The following is a 19,418-nucleotide window of genomic DNA, read 5'->3' on the forward strand; positions in this document are numbered from 1 at the left end:
GGGTGCTCAGTGCCGCAGGCGCCCCGCGACGAAGTGGCCGACGGCCACGTACACGACCGCGGCGAGTCCATAACCGCACAGGACCCGGGCCCACCGCTCGTCGAACGTGAACAGGTCGTGCGACCAGCCCGCGAGCCAGCGGGCCACGTCGTGCACGAACTGCACCAGGTCATTGCCGCGGTTGGCGTCCAGGAGGTCCATCAGGATCCACAGGACGAGGATGACGGCCATGACGTCCGCGACGAGGACGATGATCCTCGCCGCTCCATAGCTGTTGGTGCCTCTGGTTCGGGGAGACATGTCCATCGGGTTACCTGGCTGCGCGCCCTTGAAACCCGGACGGGCGCGCCCGGGTGGCAGAACGCCCGGGGCGGGGTGAGGCTGCTGCGGGGAGAGCCGTCCTCGTTCCCCTCCGGGAGGTCACCATGTCGCTCTGCGCTCCGGCCGCCGCGGCCCGCCGCGTACTCCTACCGCTGCTCCTGTGCTGCGCCCTCCTGTCGGGCACGACGGCCTGCGGGGGCGACGGGGCCGACGGCGACAGGGACGGGGGCGGTGCGACACCGACCGGGACCGGTTCGGCGGAGCGGCAGAAGTTCGCGAAGACGCGGTTCGTCGCCAACGCGGGGCTCGCGGCCGGGGCCACGTACCAGTGGATCGTGAAGCCCTATCGCGAAGGGAAGTTCACCTCCGGCGCCGACGGCCGCACGTTCGCCCTGGTCAAGGCGGGCCTCGCGGGTGCGTTCACCTACAACCGGCTCAAGGCCGCGCTGCGCAACGCCCAGGGCGACCCCGCGCTCGCCAAGGCGGTGGCCCCGCTGACCACCGGTGTCGAGGCCCTGAAGGACCTGCCGGGCAAGCTGCGCAAGGGCGAGTCCACGGAGTCCGTGGTGAGCTCCTTCGACGGGATGATCAACAAGGTGAAGGGCGCGGGCAAGGACGCCGGGGCCGAGGTGGAGAACCGGGTGCCGTCGGCGGGGGAGCTGACGAAGGGCTGACTGCTGGGGTGGCCGGAGCGGCCCAGCTGACCTTGCTGGACAGCGAGGATGCCACGGGCGAGCGGTTCCGGTACGCCGCGCCGGAGCGACCGGAATGACCGGAGTGGCCGAAGCGACCGAAGCGACCGGAGCGGTCTCCTGGAGCGACCCCGGAGCGACCCCGGAGCGGCCGGGAGCGACCTGATGGGCCGTCATTTGGTTGGTGTTCACCTGGAGTTGACGCCTCCAGGGGAGGGAAGTCGCCGTCGTCGCCGATGATCCTGCCCCCGTCACCCGCAGGAGAGCCCGGTGCCCGACGACACCCGACCGCCCACCGAAGAGCCCCGCCTGACCACGCGCCTGCCCGCCCGCCGCCGTGCCCGCTACCCGCTGCACGTCGTCGCCGCGATGCCCCTCGCCCTCGCGGGCCTGATCGCCCTGCTGGTCTCGGGCAACGCCCTGCGCCCCTTCGACCGCATCACCACCGTCGACGGCAAGATGGCCTCCAAGTCCGACTACTTCAAGGACCCCGAGGTCCGGCGGCTGCTCCTGAAGCACGGGATACGCGTCGACATCCACCGTCTGGGCTCACGCGGCATCGCCACGCAGTCGCTGCGCGGCATGGACGTGGTGTTCCCCTCGGGGCAGCCCGCCGCGAGGCTGATCCGGCAGCGGCAGCAGCGGGCGGTGCGGACGGCCCGGCCGTTCGTCACCCCGCTGGTGCTCGGTACGTTCAGGGACTACGCGCGCACCCTGGTCGCGGCGGGCGTGGCGCGCCCGCAGCGGCCCCCGGGCGGCGGCGAGACGCTGTACTACGACCTCGACATGCGGGGGTTCATGCGGCTGATCGAGGACGAGAAGACCTGGAACGGCATCGACTTCAGCGCCCACTCCCGGCGCAGCAACGACGGCCGCGTCCTCGTCCGCACCTCCAGCGTCTGCGAGTCCAACGCCGCGGGAACGTACCTGAGCATCCTCGCCTTCGTGAAGAACGACAACCAGGCGCCAGGCACGGAACGCCGCAACCGGCCCGCACGGACCGCGGGTGACCCGGTCCTCGATGTCGCCGCCCAGGTCAAGCCGTTGATCAACCTCCAGGGCATGGCCGCGGACGAGCAGGCCGACAGCTACTTCTCCGACGAGGGCGAGGCCATCGCGCCGGTCTCGCTCATCTACGAGCACCAGTTCCTGAAGCACCAGGTGGACCACCGGAAGAAGCACGCCGAGCAGGACGACAGGCGCGTCCTGCTCTACCCGTCCCCGCACGCCCTCACCGAGCCCGAACTGATCTCCCTCAACGACGACGGCGACCGGCTCACCGAGCTGATGGAGACCGACGCGGACCTGCGCCGCCGCGCCATCGAACTCGGCTTCCGGGTCCGCTTCTCCGGCGAGGACGGCACCAGCGAGCAGCTCAACGCCTATCTGCGCGAGCACGAGGTGCAGGTGCCGACGCCCAACCCCGACCAGACGAAGGTGGACGCCCCGGACCTGGCCGCCCTGGAGCGGATCATCAACCACGTGGGCAGCTGCCCGCCGCCCGGCGAGGACGGGCCGAGGTGACCGCGCGCCCGCGGCAGCCGGCCCTCGCTCTCGCCCTGCTGCTGCTCGCCGCCGTGCTCAGCGGCTGCACCGAGGACTCCGAACCGCACACCCTGCGGGTCCTCGCCAGCCCCGAACTCGTCGACATGGAGCCGCTCCTCGACGAGTTGCAGGACGACACCGGCGTCGAACTGAAGCTGGACTACAAGGCCACCCCCGATCTGTCCGGGCCGCTCGGCGGCTACGACCTCGCCTGGCCCGCCACCGACCGCTCGTACCTGCTGCGGCTCGGCGCGTCCGGCGAGCCGGCGGCAAGACCCGAGTCCACGGCGGTCATGCGCTCCCCGGTGGTCGTCGGCCTGACCCCGCGGGCCGCGGACCGGCTGCGCGAGGGGGTGCCCGGCGGGCGGCTGTCCTGGGCGGACATCGCGGACGCCGCCGCCGCCGGCACACTGCGCTTCGGCATGGCCGACCCGCGGCGCAGCGACACCGGGCGGGCCGCGCTCGTGGGCGTCGCCACGGCCGCCGCGGGGACCGGCAGGGCGCTGCGCGCCCAGGACGTGTCCTGCGACCGGCTGCGCGGCTTCCGCTCCGGCCAGACCCTCACCGGTGCCAGCTCCCGCGCGCTGATCGACACCTACGTACGCCGCCCGGACGCCGCCGACGCGCTCATCGCGCACGAGTCGGAGCTGCTCAGCCTGAACGCGGCCGGGAAGCTGGCGCGGCCCCTGGAGATCGTCCACCCCGAGGACGGCATGGTCCTCTCCGACTTCCCGCTGCTGCTCCTGAAAGCCGGGGAGCACCGGGCGTACCGCAAGGTCGTCGACTGGCTGCACCGCGACGACGTGCAGCGCGACCTCGCGCGGCGGACCTGGCGCAGGCCCGTGGCCCAGGACGTGCCGCGCCCCGCGGCGCTGCGCGGGGACATCGGCAACGCCCTCTCGTACCCGGACCGGCCGGAGGTCGTCCGGCGCCTCATGGACCACTACGGCACTCCGGGACGCGACACCGGCGACCACGTCGTGTTCCTGCTCGACTTCTCGACGTCGATGCGCGGGTCCCGGATGGCGGCGCTGCGTGCCGCGTTCGCCGACCTCAGCGGCGCCGACCCGTCCGCGACGGGCAAGTTCGCCCGCTTCTACCGGGGCGAGCGGCTCACCGTGGTGCGGTTCGCGGGCCGCGTTCTGGGCGAGCGCACGGTGACCGTACGCGGCGACAAGGACCTGCGGGCACTGGAGTCCTTCGTCGCCGAAGGGGGATTCGGCGACGACACGGCCGTGTGGTCGGCGCTCGGGCACGGCTACAGGAGCGCGTCCGACGCCCTGCGCGAGCACCCCGGCCGCCCCCTGTCGATCGTCCTGATGACGGACGGCGAGAGCAACACGGGCCTGTCGTACGGGGAGTTCACCCGCAGGCACGCCCGGCTCGCGCCCGGCGCGCGGGCGGTGCCGACCTTCCCCGTCCACTTCGGCGAGGCCGACGCGAAGGCGCTGCGCCGCGCCGCCGACGCGACCGGCGGACGCATGGTGGACGCCAACTCCTCTTCCCTCTCCCAGGCGTTCAAGGAGATACGTGGCTGTCGTTGACGGCAAGTGGTGGGACGTGTGGTGGCCGTGGCTGACGGTCTGGCTGGCGACAGCGGTGTGCGTGGCGGTCCTCGTGCGGTACGCCGTGACGCGCTGGGCGTTCGGGCGTACGGGGCGGCGGCGTGCCGCTCGGCGCCGCCGCACCTTCCACGGCATGTGTTTCTACCTGCACGAACAGCGCGTCATGGACCTCTACCAGACCGGGGGCTTCTCGGCCGCCCTGGAACAGGAGGTGGCCGACCGCACCAATGTGACGTCCGGGTACGGCCTGTGGGCGAAGGTCACCGGCGCGGCGGGCGCCAAGGCCCGGCGTGACGTGACGAAGGAGCGCTTCACCACCTACGTCCAGCAGAACACCCCCATCACCGTCATCGGGCTGCTCCTGGACACGATGCGGCGCGAGGACGCCGTCGTGCACGCCGACCTCACCACCGGCCGCCTCGTGCCCAACCGGTCCCTCGCCGACACGCTGCGCCACAGCGGTGACGGCGAGCGGGTGCCGCTGAGCGCCGTCATGTCGGAGTTCGTCTCCGTGACCGGTCGCTTCACGGCCCGCCGCGTCGGCGGCGACGCGGTCGTGCTGCGGGCCCGCTACGGCGACGGCGACCCGCCCGCGCACGTGCGCATCAGCTGCGCCGCGGACGGCATCCGCGCGGAGTTCCTGCACGAGGACGACTACTTCAGCGGGGAGTTCCAGGCCCGCTGCCTGGGCAAGGTGCGCACCTGGAACCGGGCGGCGGGGGAGCTGACCCTGGACGCGGTGGCGATCTTCCGCTGAGTGCCGGGTGCCGGGTGCCGGGCGCTGAGCGTTGAGCACTGAGTGCTGTGCGGGGGCGTACGTACGGCCGCTACGCGTGCGCTCCCCCCCGCTACGCGTTCAACTCGGCAAGGACCCGCAGCGTCCCCGGATCTCGCGCGAGGACCAGCAGATCCGTCACCGGACCCTTGCGCCAGGCGTCGAGCCGCTCGGCGATGCGCTCGCGCGGGCCCACGAGGGAGATCTCGTCAGCGAAGGCGTCCGGCACGGCGAGCACGGCCTCCTCGCGCCGCCCGGCGAGAAACAGCTCCTGGATGTGCCGCGCCTGCTCCTCGTACCCCATCCGCCCCATCAGATCGGCGTGGAAGTTGCGGGCGGAGTGCCCCATGCCGCCGATGTAGAAGCCGAGCATGGCCTTGACCGGAAGGAGCCCCTCGGCCACGTCGTCGCAGACCGTGGCGCGCACGAGCGGTGCGACCATGAACCCCGGCCGTGGGCCCGCGCCGAGCGACGCCTCGTACACGTCCGTCCGCGTGGGCGACCAGTACAGCGGCAGCCAGCCGTCCGCGATCCGGGTGGTCTGGGCGACGTTCCTGGGGCCCTCGGCGCCGAGGAGGACGGGCAGCCGGGTGCGCAGCGGGTGCGTGATGGACTTCAGCGGCCTGCCGAGCCCGGTGCCGTCGTCGCCCCCGTACGGCAACGGGTGGAACCGTCCGTCGAGGGCCACGGGACCCTGCCGCGCGATGACCTGCCGTACGACGTCCACGTACTCGCGCGTCGCGGTGAGCGGCGACTTCGGGAACGGCCTGCCGTACCAGCCCTCCACCACCTGCGGCCCCGAGAGGCCGAGCCCGAGGAGCACCCGGCCGCCGGAGAGGTGGTCGAGGGTGAGGGCGTGCATCGCGGTGGTGGTGGGGGAGCGGGCCGCCATCTGCGCGACGGCCGTGCCGAGCCTGATCCGCGAGGTGTGCGCGGCGATCCAGGCAAGCGGCGTGAAGGCATCCGACCCCCAGGCCTCCGCCGTCCACACCGAGTCGTACCCGAGCCGCTCCGCCTCCCGCACGAGCGCGAGCTGCCCCGGGTCGGGGCCGCGCCCCCAGTAACCGAGCGCGAGACCGAGCCGCATGGGTCCTCCTCGGTACGGGAACTGACGTGCCGTCAGGTGCAGTGTGGCGGTCGCGGGACCGAACGGCAACGGCCCCCCGCCCGGAGGGGGCGGGGGGCCGTTGCCGCGAGTGCGGGGCGCCGGTTCAGCCGCGCTGGATGCCCGTGGTGTCCTGAAGGACGCCGCGACGGCCGTCCTGCGTCTGGGCCACCAGGCTCTGGCCGCGCTGTTCCACGGCCAGGTACCAGGTGCCGGGGGCCAGTTCCGCGAGCGGGGTCGGCGAGCCGTCCTCCGGGTACAGCGGACGCGGGACCGGGACGGCGAACCAGAACGGCGAGAAGTCGCCGGCCGGAGCGGCCGCCTGCTGCGGCTGCGCGGGCGGCGGCGTCTGGCCACCACCCTGCGGCTGGCCGCCGTACGGCTGCGCGGCCGCGGGCGGCTGCGCGCCGTAGGGCTGACCGGGCTGACCGCCCTGCGCGCCCGGGTAGCCGTAGCCGCCGGAGGGCTGGCCGCCATAGGGCTGGGCGGGGGCCTTCGGGCCGCCCGCGCCCATGAGGGGGGCCTTGAGGGCGGGGACGAGCTGCGTGGCCAGCGCGGCGGCGAACAGGATCAGGGCGCCGATCAGGCCGAGGATGAGGCCGGTGCCGGCGTCGGGGGAGTCGGAGCTGCTGCTGCCGCCACCGAGGCTGCCGAGTCGCTCGAAGACCACACCGTAGGACTGATCGGTGTCGAAGATCGCGCCGAGGGAGCTCCAGGCGGCGGCGAAGGCGAGGCCGATGCCGAAGGTGGCGAGGTCAAGGCCTGCGACCTTGCGCTGGGAGCCCATGGCGCGGCCGACGACGATGAGTACGGCGCCGATGATGCCGGCGAGGTACACGCTCATCAGCAGGTTGCCGTTGTCCCAGGCGGTGGGGACGTCGTCGCCACCGCCGTCAAAGGTGTCGAGGAACGAGGCGATGAAGAGCAACACCGCTGCTCCGATCACCACGCCGTCGCCTCGAGTGAGGGAGCGGAAATTCACTTCAGGTCCTTCGTCAGTCGTCTCGTTGTTGGAGGCGTCGCTGTCGCCGTAGTCGCGGTCGTGTCGCGGTGCGCGAAGCGCGGGGGTGGCCCCTCATCGTAGGGGGACACTATCGTTCGGTCAGCCCGGATGTCTGCTCGGGATAAAGATCGTCACTCAGTGAAGATCTCGCGGTTGCCGTCCCGTGACGAGACGGCGGCGAACAGGTCACGACATGGCATGACAGTCCGCGAACCGGTCGGTCGGGCCCTAGGCGCGCAGGAAGTCCGAGATGCCGTTCGCGATGCCGAGTGCCGCCCTGTGGCGCCAGCTGCCGCTGGTGAGGAGCGCCTCGTCCTCGGGGTCGCGCATGTTGCCGCACTCGATGAAGACCTTCGGGACCTTGGACAGGTTCAGGCCGCCGAGGTCGCCGCGGGTGTCCAGGCCGGTGCCGCCGCCGACGTAGTTGGAGGGGGCGCTCCCGGTGGCGCTCAGGAACTTGCCCGCGACGCGCTCGCCGAGGTCGCGGGACGGGCCGACGATGGCCGAGGTGTCCGCGGCGCCACCCCGCACCTTCGCGGGCAGGATGACGTGGAAGCCGCGGTTGCCGACGCCGGAGCCGTCCGAGTGCAGGGAGACCACCGCGTCGGCGTGGGCGTCGTTGCCGATGCGGGCGCGCTCGTCCACGCACGGGCCCCAGGGCCGGTCCGCGTCGTGCGTGAGGCGTACGGTCGCGCCCTCGCGGTGCAGCTGGTCGCGCAGGCGGTGGGCCAGGTCCAGGGTGAACCGGGCTTCCGTGTAACCCCTGTTGGTGGAGGTGCCCGTGGTGTCGCACTCCTTGGCGTTCGTCCCGATGTCCACACGGCGGTTGATCTCGGCGGTGTGCCGGAAGTTGCCCGGGTTGTGGCCCGGGTCGATCACGACGACCTTGCCCTTGAGGGGGCCTGACGCGGCGGGGCGGCCCGCGTCGGGGCGGCCGGACGGCTTCGCGTCGTCGCCGCCGGGCTGCTCGCCGTGATCCCGTCCCGGGCCCTCGGTCGGCTTCGTGGTCGCGGTCGGCTCCTTGGACTCGGCGGGTTTCCCGGACCCCTTCGGGTCCGCACCGCCCGGCTTCGACGGGGAACCCTGCTCGGAGCGGGCGGCGGACGGCAGCGATCCGGCCGCCCTGCCGCCGTCCGAGTCACCGGCGGAGTCCCAGAGGAGAAAGCCCGCGAGGGAGCCCGGCACCAGGACGGCGAGGGCCAGCACGAGCGGGCGGCCGCCGGGGAAGCGGCGGGGCGGGCGTGGGGGCTGGCTGTCCGGACCTACGTACGACACGGGGGTGAGCCTATCCGCGCCGCCCGGCGGCCACACCGGTTCGGCGCAGGACGCGCAGCGAGTCCGTGGCCGAGATCTCCGTGAAGGTGCCGGATTCCAGGGCGCGGAGGTAGATGCGGTACGGGGCCTGCCCGGTCCACTCGTCCACCGGGTCGGGGAACACGTCGTGGATGACGAGCAGTCCGCCCTCGGCGACGTGGGGCGCCCACCCCTCGTAGTCCGCGCCCGCGTGCTCGTCGGTGTGCCCGCCGTCGATGAAGACCAGGCCGAGCGGGGTGTTCCACAGGGCGGCGACCTGCGGGGACCGGCCGACGATCGCGATGACGTGGTCCTCGAGTCCCGCGCGGTGCAGGGTCCTGCGGAACGTCGGCAGGGTGTCCATGCGGCCGACCTCCGGGTCCACCGTCCCCGGGTCGTGGTAGTCCCAGCCCGGCTGCTGCTCCTCGCTGCCGCGGTGGTGGTCGACCGTGAGCACGCTCACTCCCGCCGCGCGGGCCGCGTCCGCGAGCAGGAGCGTGGAGCGGCCGCAGTACGTGCCGACCTCCAGGAGCGGCAGCCCGAGCGCCGCCGCGTCGGCCGCCGCCGCGTACAGGGCGAGGCCTTCCCGCACGGGCATGAAGCCCTTGGCTGCCTCGAAGGCGTCGAGAACGTCGGGACTTGGCTCGGCGACGGCCATGGGCTCCTCCTCGGGGCGACGGGCGCCCACGCGTGTCGCGGGGGCGCCCCATGGTGCACTACACCCTCCCGTCCCGGGGGGCCGGGGCCCCACAAGGGGCGCGGGGAACGGCGCGCGCAACCGGCGACGAGCCGCGGTCGCGTGTGCCGAGGACCTCGCAGTCGCGTCTGCGGCTTTTTGGTGGTTGGCCGCGCAGTTCCTCGCGCCCCTTGCGGGGGCCCGGTGAGGGGCGCGGGGAACGGCGCGCGCAAGCGGCGACGAGCCGCGGTCGCGTGTGCCGAGGACCTCGCAGTCGCGTCTGCGGCTTTTTGGTGGCTGGTCGCGCAGTTCCTCGCGCCCCTTGCGGGGGCCCGGTGAGGGGTGCGGGGAACGGCGCGCGCAACCGGCGACAATCCGCGGTCGCGTCTGCCGGGGACTTCGCAGTCGCGTCTGCGGCTTTTTGGTGGCTGGTCGCGCAGTTCCTCGCGCCCCTTGCGGGGGCCCGGTGAGGGGCGCGGGGAACTGCGCGCGCAAGCGGCGACGAGCCGCAGTCGCGTGTGCCGAGGACCTCGCAGTCGCGTCTGCGGCTTTTTGGTGGTTGGCCGCGCAGTTCCTCGCGCCCCTTGCGGGGGCCCGGTGAGGGGCGCGGGGAACTGCGCGCGCAAGCGGCGACGAGCCGCAGTCGCGTCTGCCGGGAACCCCGCAGACGCGTCTGCGGCTGTTTCGTGGCTGGTCGCGCCGTTCCCCGCGCCCCTTGTGGGGGGGCGCGCAAGCGGCGACGAGCCGCAGTCGCGTCTGCCGGGAACCCCGCAGACGCGTCCGCGGCCGGCCGCGCCACTCCCCGCACCCCCAGGCGTTCGAAGGCCTCAGGCCAGTACTTCGCTGGGGCCCGCCAGGGCCAGGTCCACCTCCACCGGAGCCCCCTCGCCCCGGTGCGTCACCGATGTCGCGAGCGGTGCGTGCCCCGAGGCCGTCGCGGCGAGTACATAGGCACCACCCGCCGGGACGGCGAGGGCGTACCGGCCCGCGCCGTCGGTGAGCGCCGCGCCCGCCCGGCGCCCGCGGTGGTCGATGAGCGTGACCATGGCCCGCCCGACCGGCGCGCCCGCAGGGCCGAGCACCCGGCCCCGGAAGCCGCCGAGGACCAGCTCGGCCGCCTCCAGGCGGGCATCCTCCTCGCTGCTGGCCCGCAGCTGCGGCTTCTGCTCCGCCACGGCCCGGCTGCGGCCCGGCAGGAACAGGGCGAACAGCAGGCCGAGCGCGACCGCGCCCGTGGCGATGAGGAAGGAGTTGCGGAAGCCCGACATCGTCGGCACGTCGACGGCCCCCACATGGTCCGCGGTGTTGGCGAGGACCATGCCGATCACGGCGCTCGACACCGACGTACCGATGGACCGCATCAGCGTGTTCAGGCCGTTGGCCGCGCCCGTCTCGGAGGCGTCCACGGCGCCGATGATCAGGGCGGGCAGGGAGGAGTACGCGAGACCGATGCCCGCGCCCACGACCACCGAGACGACGATGGTCTGCCAGGCGGCGCTCATCAGACCGAGGCCCGCCCCGTACCCGATCGCGATGATCAGCAGCCCCAGGATCAGGGTGACCTTCGGCCCGTACGTCGCCGAGAGGCGCGCGTACACCGGCGCGGTGAACATCATCGTCAGGCCGAGCGGCGCCACGCACAGACCCGCGACGACCATGGACTGACCGAGCCCGTGACCGGTGGACGCGGGCAGCTGGAGAAGCTGCGGCAGAACCAGCGAGATGGCGTAGAAGGCGACACCGACCATGATCGAGGCCAGGTTGGTGAGGAGCACCTCGCGGCGCGCGGTGGTGCGCAGGTCCACGAGCGGCGCCGTGAGACGCAGTTCCAGCACGCCCCACAGGACCAGGACCACGGCCGCGGCGGCGAAGAGCCCGAGGGTCAGCCCCGACCCCCAGCCCCAGTCGCTGCCCTTGGTGATGGGCAGCAGGAACAGGACGAGCCCCGCGGACAGACCGAGGGCGCCGAGCACGTCGAAGGTGCCCTGCGCGCGCAGCGGGCTCTCCGGTACGAAGAGGACGATGAGCGCCATCGCGAGTACGCCGAGACCCGCGGCGCCGAAGAAGAGCGCGTGCCAGTCGGTGTGCTGGGCGACGAGCGCGGCGACCGGAAGGGCGAGCCCGCCGCCGACACCGATGGACGAGCTCATCAGGGCCATCGCGGAGCTGAGCTTCTCGCGCGGCAGCTCGTCCCGCATCAGACCGATGCCGAGGGGTATCGCGCCCATCGCGAAGCCCTGGAGCGCGCGGCCCACGATCATCACGAGCAGATCGTCGGTGAACGCGCACACCAGGGAGCCGACGACCATCACGGCGAGGCTGGTCAGCAGCATCTTCCGCTTGCCGAAGAGGTCACCGAGACGGCCCGTGATCGGGGTGGACACGGCGCCCGCGAGCAGCGTCGACGTCATGACCCAGGTGGCGTTGGAGGGCGCGGTGCCGAGCAGGGCGGGCAGGTCCTTGATGACGGGGACGAGCAGCGTCTGCATGACGGCGACGACGATGCCCGCGAAGGCGAGGACGGGGACGACGCCGCGGGTGCCGCGCGCTGCGCGGTCCTCGCGGGGGTGGGTCGTCGCTTGGGACATGGGCGTGCGGCCTCCGGGGCGAGGGTGGGGCGCGGGGCCCGCGGGCGTGCGGCGGGCGGGGTCCGCAGGTACGTGCAACACGAACCTGTCTCCCCGGGCGACTATTCCGACGCACATCGAACCAGAGGAACTCTTGACTCCCCGTTGACCCGCTCGTTGTCCCGTCCGCCCCGTTCCTGACCTTCCGTCAGATTGAAACGTGTTCTACCCTGACGCCCGTCCGACAGCTGCTACCGGAAGGGGCGCCTGCAACCGAGGGGGCGCCCCCGGCGCATCCCCGCATCCGCATCCGCATCCGCGTCCGCATCCCGCGAAGGAGCCCAGCGGTGAAGAGCTACATCGTCGGTGTCGGCATGACGAAGTTCGAGAAGCCCGAGAGCCGGGACCGGCAGTACTGGGACATGGCCGCGGAGGCGGGCACCGCCGCGCTCGCCGACGCCGGGGTGCCGTACACGAGGGTGCGGCAGGTCGCGGCCGGCTACTGCTTCCAGGCCTCGGCGGCCGGGCAGCGGGCGGCGTACGAACTGGGCCTGACCGGGGTGCCGGTCTACAACGTCAACAACAACTGCGCCACCGGATCGACGGCCCTGATGCTGGCGCGGCAGCTCGTCGAGGGCGGTACGAGCGACTGCGTGCTGGCCCTCGGCTTCGAGAAGATGCGCCGCGGCGCACTCGGCGCGGGCAGCGGGGACGGCGACTTCGCGACGTCCCCCGTGGCCCGGCACTACGGCGTCATGGCGGCCCGCCACGGCTTCGAGGCCGCACCGCCCACGGCCCAGATCTTCGGCAACGCGGCCCGCGAGCACATGGAGCGGTACGGCACCACGCCCGCGCAGCTCGCGGCGGTGGCGGCGAAGAACCACCGCCACTCCACGCGCAACCCCCTCGCCCAGTTCCAGGACGCGTACACCGTCGACGACATCCTCGCCGCCGGGCCGATCCACGCGCCCCTCACCAAGCTCCAGTGCTCACCCACGTCGGACGGTGCGGCGGCGGCCCTGGTCGCCGGCGAGGCGTTCGTGGAGCGGCACGGCCTCGCGGACCGCGCCGTCGAGATCACCGCGCAGGCCATGACGACGGACACCGAGGAGTCCTTCGCGTCGGGCAGCTGCATCGACGTCGTGGGCCGCCCCATGTCCAGGGCGGCGGCACGCCGGGCCTACGACGCGGCGGGCCTCGGCATCGACGACGTCGACGTGATCGAGCTGCACGACTGCTTCTCCGTCAACGAACTCCTCACCTACGAGGCGCTCGGCCTGTGCGAGGAGGGCGGGTCGGGCGAGCTCGCCGAGTCCGGCGCGACGACGTACGGCGGCCGCTGGGTGGTGAACCCCTCCGGCGGCCTCATCTCCAAGGGCCACCCCCTGGGTGCCACCGGCCTCGCCCAGGCCGCCGAACTCACCTGGCAGCTGCGGGGCGAGGCGGGACCGCGCCAGGTCCGGGGCGCGCGCGTGGGCCTCGCCCACAACATCGGCCTCGGCGGCGCGGCGGTGGTGACGTTGCTCACGAGCCCGTGGGCCTAGTCCCTCCGCCCCGGGACTCTGCCGCTTTTTTCCGATGTACGGGACATGTTTGCGCTGCCACCATGGAGCGCATGCTGCGCACCCCCGCCGACACCCCGACCTCCCGGATATCCGGCCACTCCGCCCCGCCGACCTGGCTCGTCGTGGCCGTGGCCTGCGCCGGCCAGTTCCTCGTCGTCCTCGACGTGTCCGTCGTGAACGTGGCCCTGCCGTCGATGCGGACCGATCTCGGGCTGAGCGCCACGGGGTTGCAGTGGGTCGTCAACGCGTACTCCATCGCGTTCGCGGGGTTCATGCTGCTCGGCGGCAGGGCGGGGGACCTGTTCGGCCGGAAGCGGATGTTCCTGGTGGGCCTCGGCCTGTTCACGCTTGCCTCGCTCGCCGGCGGGCTCGCGCAGGAGGGCTGGCAACTCCTCCTCGCCCGTGCGGTGCAGGGCCTCGGGGCGGCCGTGCTCGCGCCGTCGACCCTGACGATCCTCACGTCGGCCGTGCCGGAGGGCGCCGCCCGGGTGCGGGCCATCGCCACCTGGTCCGCGGTGGGGGCGGGCGGCGGCGCGGCGGGCGGCCTCGTCGGCGGTGTGCTCACCGACGGCCTCAACTGGCGCTGGGTGCTGCTCGTCAACGTCCCCGTCGGCGTCCTCGTCTTCGGCGCCGCCCTCCGCTGGCTCGGCGAGAGCCGCGCGTCGGCGGCGCGCCGCCTCGACCTGCCCGGTGCCGTCCTCGTGACCGGCGGTATCGCCACTCTCGCGTACGGCATCGTGCAGACGGAGTCGGCGGGCTGGACCGCCGCGGGAACGCTGGTGCCGCTGGCCGCCGGACTCGCCCTGATCGCCGCCTTCCTCGCCGTGGAGGCCCGCGCCAAGGCACCGCTGATGCCGCTCGGCCTGTTCCGCGTGCGGTCGGTGTCGGCGGCCAACGCCACCATGTTCGTCTGCGGCATGGGCATGTTCGCCATGTGGTTCTTCATGACGCTGTACGCGCAGAACGTCCTCGGCTACAGCCCCCTGAAGGCCGGACTCGCCCTGATCCCGAGCTCCGTCAGCGTGGTCGTCGGCTCCAAGGTCGCACCCCACCTCATGCGGATCATGGGGGCGCGCAGCGTCACGGTCGTCGGCGTCCTCGTCGCCGCCGTCGGGTTCGTGTGGCAGTGGCAGGTCCTCGACGCCACCGGCGCGTACGTCACCTCGATCATGCTGCCCGGCATCCTGATGATGCTCGGCGCCGGCCTCGCGGGCACCCCCCTCGCCTCCCTCGCCACCAGCGGCGCGGCCCCCGGCGACGCGGGCCTGGTCGCCGGCCTCATCAACACCTCCCGCACCATGGGCGGCTCCCTCGGCCTCGCCGTCCTCTCCACGATCGCCGCGTCCCGCACCGGCACCCGTGAAACCACCCACGCCCTCGCGGAGGGCTACGCGCAGGCGTTCCTGTGGGGCGCGGTGTTCCTCGCGGGGGCGGTGGCGGTGGTACTGACCGCGATGCCACGAACCGAACACACGAAACCCCCACCCGGCACTTGAGGCCCGTCCATCCGGTTCCCCACCTTGCCCGGCGCTTTGCTTTTCAGCCCGTCCGGCGTTTGAGGACGAGCCGTTCAGGCGATGTGGGGTGCGGCGGCGTACGGCGATGGTGGGCGGGCCTCCGGGCCCGTGCCGGGTAGTGGTTGTCAGCCCGTCCGGCGTTTGAGGACGAGCCCTTCAGGCGATCCACCGCAACGGCCTCACAGCCAACCCCGGTGGCGAGCCTCCCGCACAGCCTCCGTCCGGCCCCGCGCCCCCGTCTTCCCGATGGCCGCCGAGAGATGCTCCCGCACGGCCGCCTCCGAAAGACGCAGCGCCGAGGCGATATCGGCGACCGCCACCCCGTCGCCCGCCGCCGCAAGCACATCGGCCTCCCGCCCGGTGAGCGGCTCGGCCTCCCGCCCGGTGAGCGGCTCGGCCTCCCGCCCGGTGAGCGGCTCGGCCTCCCGCCCGGTGAACGGACCGGGCCCCGCAGCGGCGAGCGCAGGATCGACCACAGTCTCCCCGCGCAGCACGGCACGGATCGCCTCGGCGAGCTCCCCCACGGGCCCGTCCTTGACGAGGAACCCCGCCGCCCCGGCCTCCATCGCGCGCCGCAGATCACCGGGCCTGCCGAAGGTGGTGAGAATGACGACCCGGCACTCGGGGCACTCCGCCCGCAGGTCGGCCGCCGCCTCAAGACCGCTGCGGCCCGGCAGCTCGATGTCGAGCAGCGCCACGTCGGGCCGCGTGGTCAGCGCGGCGCGCACGACCTCGTCGCCCGCCCCGACCTGCGCGACGACCTCGAGGTCCGCCTCCATGCCGAGCAGCAGCGCGAGCGCGCCGCGCACCATGCCCTGGTCCTCGGCGAGCAGGACTCTCGTACATCTTGCGGGCCGGTGGTCCCGTGGCATCTCGTCCATGAGGCCAGGCTGCCACGCCACCGCGCGACACGGCGGTCCCTACCGGGCCGACCGGCACACATGTCACCGCGGGGGGCCGCGGGGCGGCCGGGCCCGACCGTACCTGACGGAACGTCAGCGCTCTTCCCAAGCGTGGGGCGCTGGGCTATACATGGGCCATCGCCTAGAACGCGTTCTAGAACGTACGAGTGAACATCAACATACGAGTGGAACGTACGAGAGAGGCACCGGGACCGACCCCGGGCCACCGCAGACGACCTCGGTGCGACCGACGGTGCGGACGGAAGCACCGAGGTCTCCCCCCTGCACCCCGCACCCCGCGCCAGCACCCCGCCCCCCGAGGAGCCGCCTCCCCATGCCCATAGATGCCGCGAAGGCCCTGGCCGCCGAACCCCGCAGCGCCGCGATCACCTGGGGCCACAGGGACGTCCAGCTCTACCACCTGGGCCTCGGCGCCGGCGCCAACCCCGATCTGTCGAGCCCCGCCACCGACCCCGGCGAACTGCGCTACACCCTGGAGTCCCGGCTGCACGTCCTGCCCAGCTTCGCCACCGTCGCCGGCGCCGGAACGGGCATGATGGGCGGCCTCTCCGCACCCGGCATCGAGGTGGACCTCGCGGCCGTCCTGCACGGCGGCCAGCGCATCGAACTGCACCGCCCGATCCCCACCGAGGGCCGCGCCGCCACCACGTCGAAGGTCGCGGCCGTGTACGACAAGGGCAAGGCCGCCGTCATCGTGCTGCGCTCCGAGGCGGCCGACGACGACGGGCCGCTGTGGACGAGCGACGCCCAGATCTTCGTACGCGGCGAGGGCGGCTTCGGCGGCGAGCGCGGCCCCTCCGCCCGCCTCGACGTGCCGCAACGCCCCTTCGACCGGACCGTGGAGCGCCCCGTACGGGCGGACCAGGCCCTGCTGTACCGCCTCTCCGGCGACTGGAACCCGCTGCACGCCGACCCCGGGTTCGCGAAGCTCGGCGGCTTCGACCGGCCGATCCTGCACGGCCTGTGCACGTACGGCATGACGCTGAAGGCCGTCGTCGACACCGTCCTCGGCGGCGACGTGACCCGGGTGCGCGCCTACACCACGCGGTTCACCGGCGTCGTCTTCCCGGGCGAGACGCTGCGCGTCGGCATGTGGGAGTCGTTGGGGCGCGTCCAGGTGGTGGTCACGGCCGTCGAGCGCGGCGACGCACCCGTCCTCGCGGACACCGCCGTGGAACTCGACTGACGACGACCCGGCCGACGGCGAACGGACCGACCACGACCGAACCGACGACGCCTCGACCGACGGCGAGAGGAGCCGTACGCCATGCGCGCAGCCCTACTGCACGAGACAGGCCAGGACAAGCTCGACGTGCTCGACGACGTGGAGGCGGTGGGTTTCGGCCCCGGCAAGGTCAGGATCCGGGTACGGGCCACCGGCCTGTGCCACTCCGACGTGTCCGCGATGAACGGCGTCCTTCCGCAGCCCGCGCCGTTCGTCCCCGGCCACGAGGGCGCGGGCGAGATCCTCGACGTCGGTGACGGTGTCACCCACGTCGAGCAGGGCGACCGGGTCCTGGTGTGCTGGCTCCCGGCGTGCGGGCGGTGCCCGGCGTGCCGGCGCGGCCAGACCCAGCTGTGCCTGGCCGGTTTCCTGAGCGCGGGCACGCCCAACTTCCGGCGCACGGGCGACGGGGCGGACGTCTTCGGCTTCGCGGGCACCGGCACCTTCACGGAGGAGGTCGTCGTCGACGCCGCCTGCGCGGTGCCGATACCGGACGACGTGCCGTTCGACATAGCGGCGCTCATCGGCTGCGGAGTGACGACCGGACTCGGCGCCGCGATCAACACGGCGGACGTGGCCGCGGGTTCGTCGGTCGCCGTCATCGGCTGCGGCGGCGTCGGCGTCTCGGCGATCCAGGGCGCACGGGTCAAGGGCGCCGCGGAGATCGTCGCCGTCGACCCGGTCGCCTCCCGGCGCGAGGCCGCCCTCAGGTTCGGCGCCACCCGGGCCGTCGCCCCCGAGGACCTGGCGGACGCCCGCCGCGGCGTGACGGCGGACGAGGGCTTCGACTACGTCTTCGAAGTCGTCGGCAAGTCGTCGACCGCGCGTACGGCGTACGAGGCGACTCGGCGCGGTGGCACGCTGTGCGTGGTCGGGGCGGGCGCCATGGACGACCACGTGCGGTTCACCATGTTCGAGCTGTTCTTCGACGAGAAACGCATCCTGCCGTCGCTGTACGGGGGCGGGGACGTGCTCCGGTCGTACGAGCGGGCCATCGCGCTGTGGCGGGCGGGCCGCATCGACCTGGAGGGCATGATCACCCACCGGGTGCGGCTGACCGAGGTCAACGAGGCCATCGAACAGATGCGGTCCGGTGCCGCCCTGCGCACCTGCATCGAACTCTGAACCGCCGGCCCCGTCACGACCGGGGCCCTTCGGGAGAGGAGCACGCCCCCGCATGCCACCGCCACACGAAGCGCCGCTCTCAGGTGAGGTGTCCCCACATGAGGTGCCGCTGCCGGGTGCAGTGTCCCGGCCACATGAAGTGCCGCCGCCACGTGAGGACTCGCTGCCGCTCGAAGGCCTGGCAGCCGTCGTCACCGGAGCGGGCCGCGGGCTCGGCCGGGCCGAGGCCCTCGAACTCGCGCGGCTCGGCGCGAGCGTCGTCGTCAACGACTTCGGGCAGCCGGGCCGCGACGGCTCCGGCGCCTCCTCGGCGGGCCCCGCCGAGGAGGTCGCCGCCGAGATCCGCGACGCGGGCGGCAAGGCCGTCGCGCACACCGGTGACGTGGCCGACCACCAACAGGCGCGCGGGCTCGTGCGGACGGCCGTCGACACGTACGGGAAACTCGACGTCCTGGTCAACAACGCGGGCATCCTGCGGGACCGCATGGTCTTCTCGATGTCGGAGGACGAGTGGGATTCGGTCGTACGGGTCCACCTCAAGGGCCACTTCAACACCATCCGCTTCGCGTCCGCCCACTGGCGGGAACGCTCGAAGGAAGCGGGCGGGCCGGTGTACGGGAGGATCGTGAACACCTCGTCCGAGGCGTTCGTCGCCGGGTCGGCCGGGCAGCCGAACTACGCCGCGGCCAAGGGCGGGATCGTGGGCCTCACCACGTCCACCGCCCTGGCGCTCGCCAAGTACGGAGTCACGGCCAACGCGATCTGCCCGCGGGCCAGGACCCGCATGACTTCGGACGTGTTCGCCGGTTTCGCCGAACCCGCCGAGGGGCAACTCGACCCGCTGGCACCCGAGCACGTGGCACCCCTGGTCGGCTATCTGGCCTCGCCCGCGGCACGGCGCGTCAACGGGCAGGTGCTCGTGGTGCACGGCGGGATGGTGGCGGTGGTGGAGCGGCCGCGGGTGGCGGTCAAGTTCGACTCCGCGGCGGGGGTCTTCGACTTCCGGGAGCTGGACGAGGCGCTGTCGCCGTACTTCGCGGGGCGGCCGGAGGGGGAGATGTTCGCGGCGCCGGAGATACTCGGCCTGCGACGCGGTTAGCGGGGTTTGTGTGCGAGGGGGCTTCCTCGTCCTGGGGGTTTCCGTGCGGGTCGGACGACTTGCGTCGATCGGCCTGCGGCCTGCGGCCTCGTCCGCGAACGCCGGACGGGCTGCGCTCCCGCCCAGGTCCCCTTCCGGTACGAAAAGACCCGCCCGCCTGCCCCGGGAAAGGGGCGAGCGGGCGGGGGGAAGAAGGAGCTGGCTCAGGCCTGGGCCGGCTCGCGGCGGTGGCGGCCCCGGGGGGCCGTCTCCTCGTCGTGCTCCGCCACCGGACCCCGGTGCCGCCCACCCCCGGCGCAGTCGGCACGCCCGGTGCAGGCGTGGCCCTCCCGGAAGTCCCTCACACCCGTTTCGCGCGGCTCGGCGGCCACATTCTCGGTCATCGACACACTCACCCCGTAGCAATGATCGTTCGTACAGCC

17 protein-coding genes are annotated in these 19,418 nt (G+C 73.2%); 9 read left to right on the top strand and 8 right to left on the bottom strand.

The features are described from left to right. Nucleotides 1–6 precede the first annotated feature (6 nt). Nucleotides 7–300: a hypothetical protein gene (locus ACH4DX_RS03215; RefSeq protein ID WP_398117316.1), complete on the bottom strand. Its 294-nt coding sequence runs from the start codon at nucleotides 298–300 to the stop codon at nucleotides 7–9. A gap of 125 nt (nucleotides 301–425) precedes the next feature. Between ACH4DX_RS03215 and ACH4DX_RS03220 the strand changes: the two genes are divergently transcribed. The 4 genes from ACH4DX_RS03220 (at nucleotide 426) to ACH4DX_RS03235 (ending at nucleotide 4,880) form a co-directional block, all read left to right on the top strand. Then, nucleotides 426–995, top strand: a complete 570-nt coding sequence (locus ACH4DX_RS03220; RefSeq protein ID WP_398117317.1) for a hypothetical protein — start codon at nucleotides 426–428, stop codon at nucleotides 993–995. 288 nt (nucleotides 996–1,283) lie between these two features. Continuing rightward, on the top strand, nucleotides 1,284–2,537 hold the full coding sequence (locus tag ACH4DX_RS03225) for a hypothetical protein (protein ID WP_398153784.1): 1,254 nt from the start codon (nucleotides 1,284–1,286) through the stop codon (nucleotides 2,535–2,537). Further along, nucleotides 2,534–4,102 carry a substrate-binding domain-containing protein gene (locus ACH4DX_RS03230; RefSeq protein WP_398153785.1) on the top strand — a complete coding sequence of 523 codons (1,569 nt, stop codon included), beginning with the start codon at nucleotides 2,534–2,536 and terminating at the stop codon, nucleotides 4,100–4,102. The genes ACH4DX_RS03225 and ACH4DX_RS03230 overlap by 4 nt, the downstream gene beginning before the upstream one ends. Further along, on the top strand, nucleotides 4,089–4,880 hold the full coding sequence (locus ACH4DX_RS03235; RefSeq protein WP_398117323.1) for a hypothetical protein: 792 nt from the start codon (nucleotides 4,089–4,091) through the stop codon (nucleotides 4,878–4,880). The genes ACH4DX_RS03230 and ACH4DX_RS03235 overlap by 14 nt, the downstream gene beginning before the upstream one ends. A 91-nt stretch (nucleotides 4,881–4,971) precedes the next feature. Here ACH4DX_RS03235 and ACH4DX_RS03240 read toward each other — a convergent pair whose 3' ends face one another. The 5 genes from ACH4DX_RS03240 to ACH4DX_RS03260 form a co-directional block, all read right to left on the bottom strand. Next, nucleotides 4,972–5,985 carry an LLM class F420-dependent oxidoreductase gene (locus tag ACH4DX_RS03240; RefSeq protein WP_398117325.1) on the bottom strand — a complete coding sequence of 338 codons (1,014 nt, stop codon included), beginning with the start codon at nucleotides 5,983–5,985 and terminating at the stop codon, nucleotides 4,972–4,974. A gap of 124 nt (nucleotides 5,986–6,109) precedes the next feature. After that, nucleotides 6,110–6,985 carry a hypothetical protein gene (locus ACH4DX_RS03245; protein WP_398153786.1) on the bottom strand — a complete coding sequence of 292 codons (876 nt, stop codon included), beginning with the start codon at nucleotides 6,983–6,985 and terminating at the stop codon, nucleotides 6,110–6,112. Nucleotides 6,986–7,234: 249 nt separating this feature from the next. Then, on the bottom strand, nucleotides 7,235–8,281 hold the full coding sequence (locus ACH4DX_RS03250; RefSeq protein WP_398153787.1) for an N-acetylmuramoyl-L-alanine amidase: 1,047 nt from the start codon (nucleotides 8,279–8,281) through the stop codon (nucleotides 7,235–7,237). 10 nt (nucleotides 8,282–8,291) lie between these two features. Further along, nucleotides 8,292–8,957, bottom strand: coding sequence for a class I SAM-dependent methyltransferase (locus tag ACH4DX_RS03255; protein ID WP_398117331.1), 666 nt, complete (start codon nucleotides 8,955–8,957; stop codon nucleotides 8,292–8,294). A gap of 845 nt (nucleotides 8,958–9,802) precedes the next feature. Further along, nucleotides 9,803–11,563 carry an MFS transporter gene (locus ACH4DX_RS03260; RefSeq protein WP_398153788.1) on the bottom strand — a complete coding sequence of 587 codons (1,761 nt, stop codon included), beginning with the start codon at nucleotides 11,561–11,563 and terminating at the stop codon, nucleotides 9,803–9,805. 326 nt (nucleotides 11,564–11,889) lie between these two features. Here ACH4DX_RS03260 and ACH4DX_RS03265 point away from each other — a divergent pair, with 326 nt between their 5' ends. Together ACH4DX_RS03265 and ACH4DX_RS03270 are read left to right on the top strand one after the other, a co-directional pair. Further along, nucleotides 11,890–13,086, top strand: a complete 1,197-nt coding sequence (locus ACH4DX_RS03265; protein ID WP_398117335.1) for a thiolase C-terminal domain-containing protein — start codon at nucleotides 11,890–11,892, stop codon at nucleotides 13,084–13,086. A gap of 71 nt (nucleotides 13,087–13,157) precedes the next feature. After that, complete coding sequence (locus ACH4DX_RS03270; RefSeq protein ID WP_398117336.1) at nucleotides 13,158–14,603, top strand: MFS transporter; 1,446 nt, start codon at nucleotides 13,158–13,160, stop codon at nucleotides 14,601–14,603. 200 nt (nucleotides 14,604–14,803) lie between these two features. On the opposite strand, the gene ACH4DX_RS03275 is transcribed toward ACH4DX_RS03270, so the two are convergent. After that, nucleotides 14,804–15,505: a response regulator gene (locus ACH4DX_RS03275; protein WP_398153789.1), complete on the bottom strand. Its 702-nt coding sequence runs from the start codon at nucleotides 15,503–15,505 to the stop codon at nucleotides 14,804–14,806. Nucleotides 15,506–15,860: 355 nt separating this feature from the next. On the opposite strand from ACH4DX_RS03275, the gene ACH4DX_RS03280 reads away from it, so the two are divergent. From ACH4DX_RS03280 to ACH4DX_RS03290, 3 genes are all read left to right on the top strand, one after another. Continuing rightward, the gene (locus ACH4DX_RS03280) at nucleotides 15,861–16,733 is read left to right on the top strand and encodes a MaoC/PaaZ C-terminal domain-containing protein (RefSeq protein ID WP_398153790.1); all 873 of its coding nucleotides are present in this window, start codon (nucleotides 15,861–15,863) and stop codon (nucleotides 16,731–16,733) included. An 81-nt stretch (nucleotides 16,734–16,814) separates the two neighbouring features. Next, complete coding sequence (locus tag ACH4DX_RS03285; RefSeq protein WP_398153791.1) at nucleotides 16,815–17,897, top strand: Zn-dependent alcohol dehydrogenase; 1,083 nt, start codon at nucleotides 16,815–16,817, stop codon at nucleotides 17,895–17,897. A 139-nt stretch (nucleotides 17,898–18,036) separates the two neighbouring features. After that, nucleotides 18,037–18,996 (top strand): 3-oxoacyl-ACP reductase, encoded by a 960-nt coding sequence (locus tag ACH4DX_RS03290; protein WP_398153792.1) that lies wholly within the window; start codon nucleotides 18,037–18,039, stop codon nucleotides 18,994–18,996. Nucleotides 18,997–19,199: 203 nt separating this feature from the next. Here ACH4DX_RS03290 and ACH4DX_RS03295 read toward each other — a convergent pair whose 3' ends face one another. Next, a complete protein-coding gene (locus ACH4DX_RS03295) occupies nucleotides 19,200–19,379 on the bottom strand; it encodes a hypothetical protein (RefSeq protein WP_398117345.1) in 180 nt (59 codons plus the stop codon). Nucleotides 19,380–19,418 lie beyond the last annotated feature (39 nt).

The sequence above is a fragment of the Streptomyces sp. NPDC017940 genome, assembly GCF_044328435.1.
GTDB lineage: Bacteria > Actinomycetota > Actinomycetes > Streptomycetales > Streptomycetaceae > Streptomyces.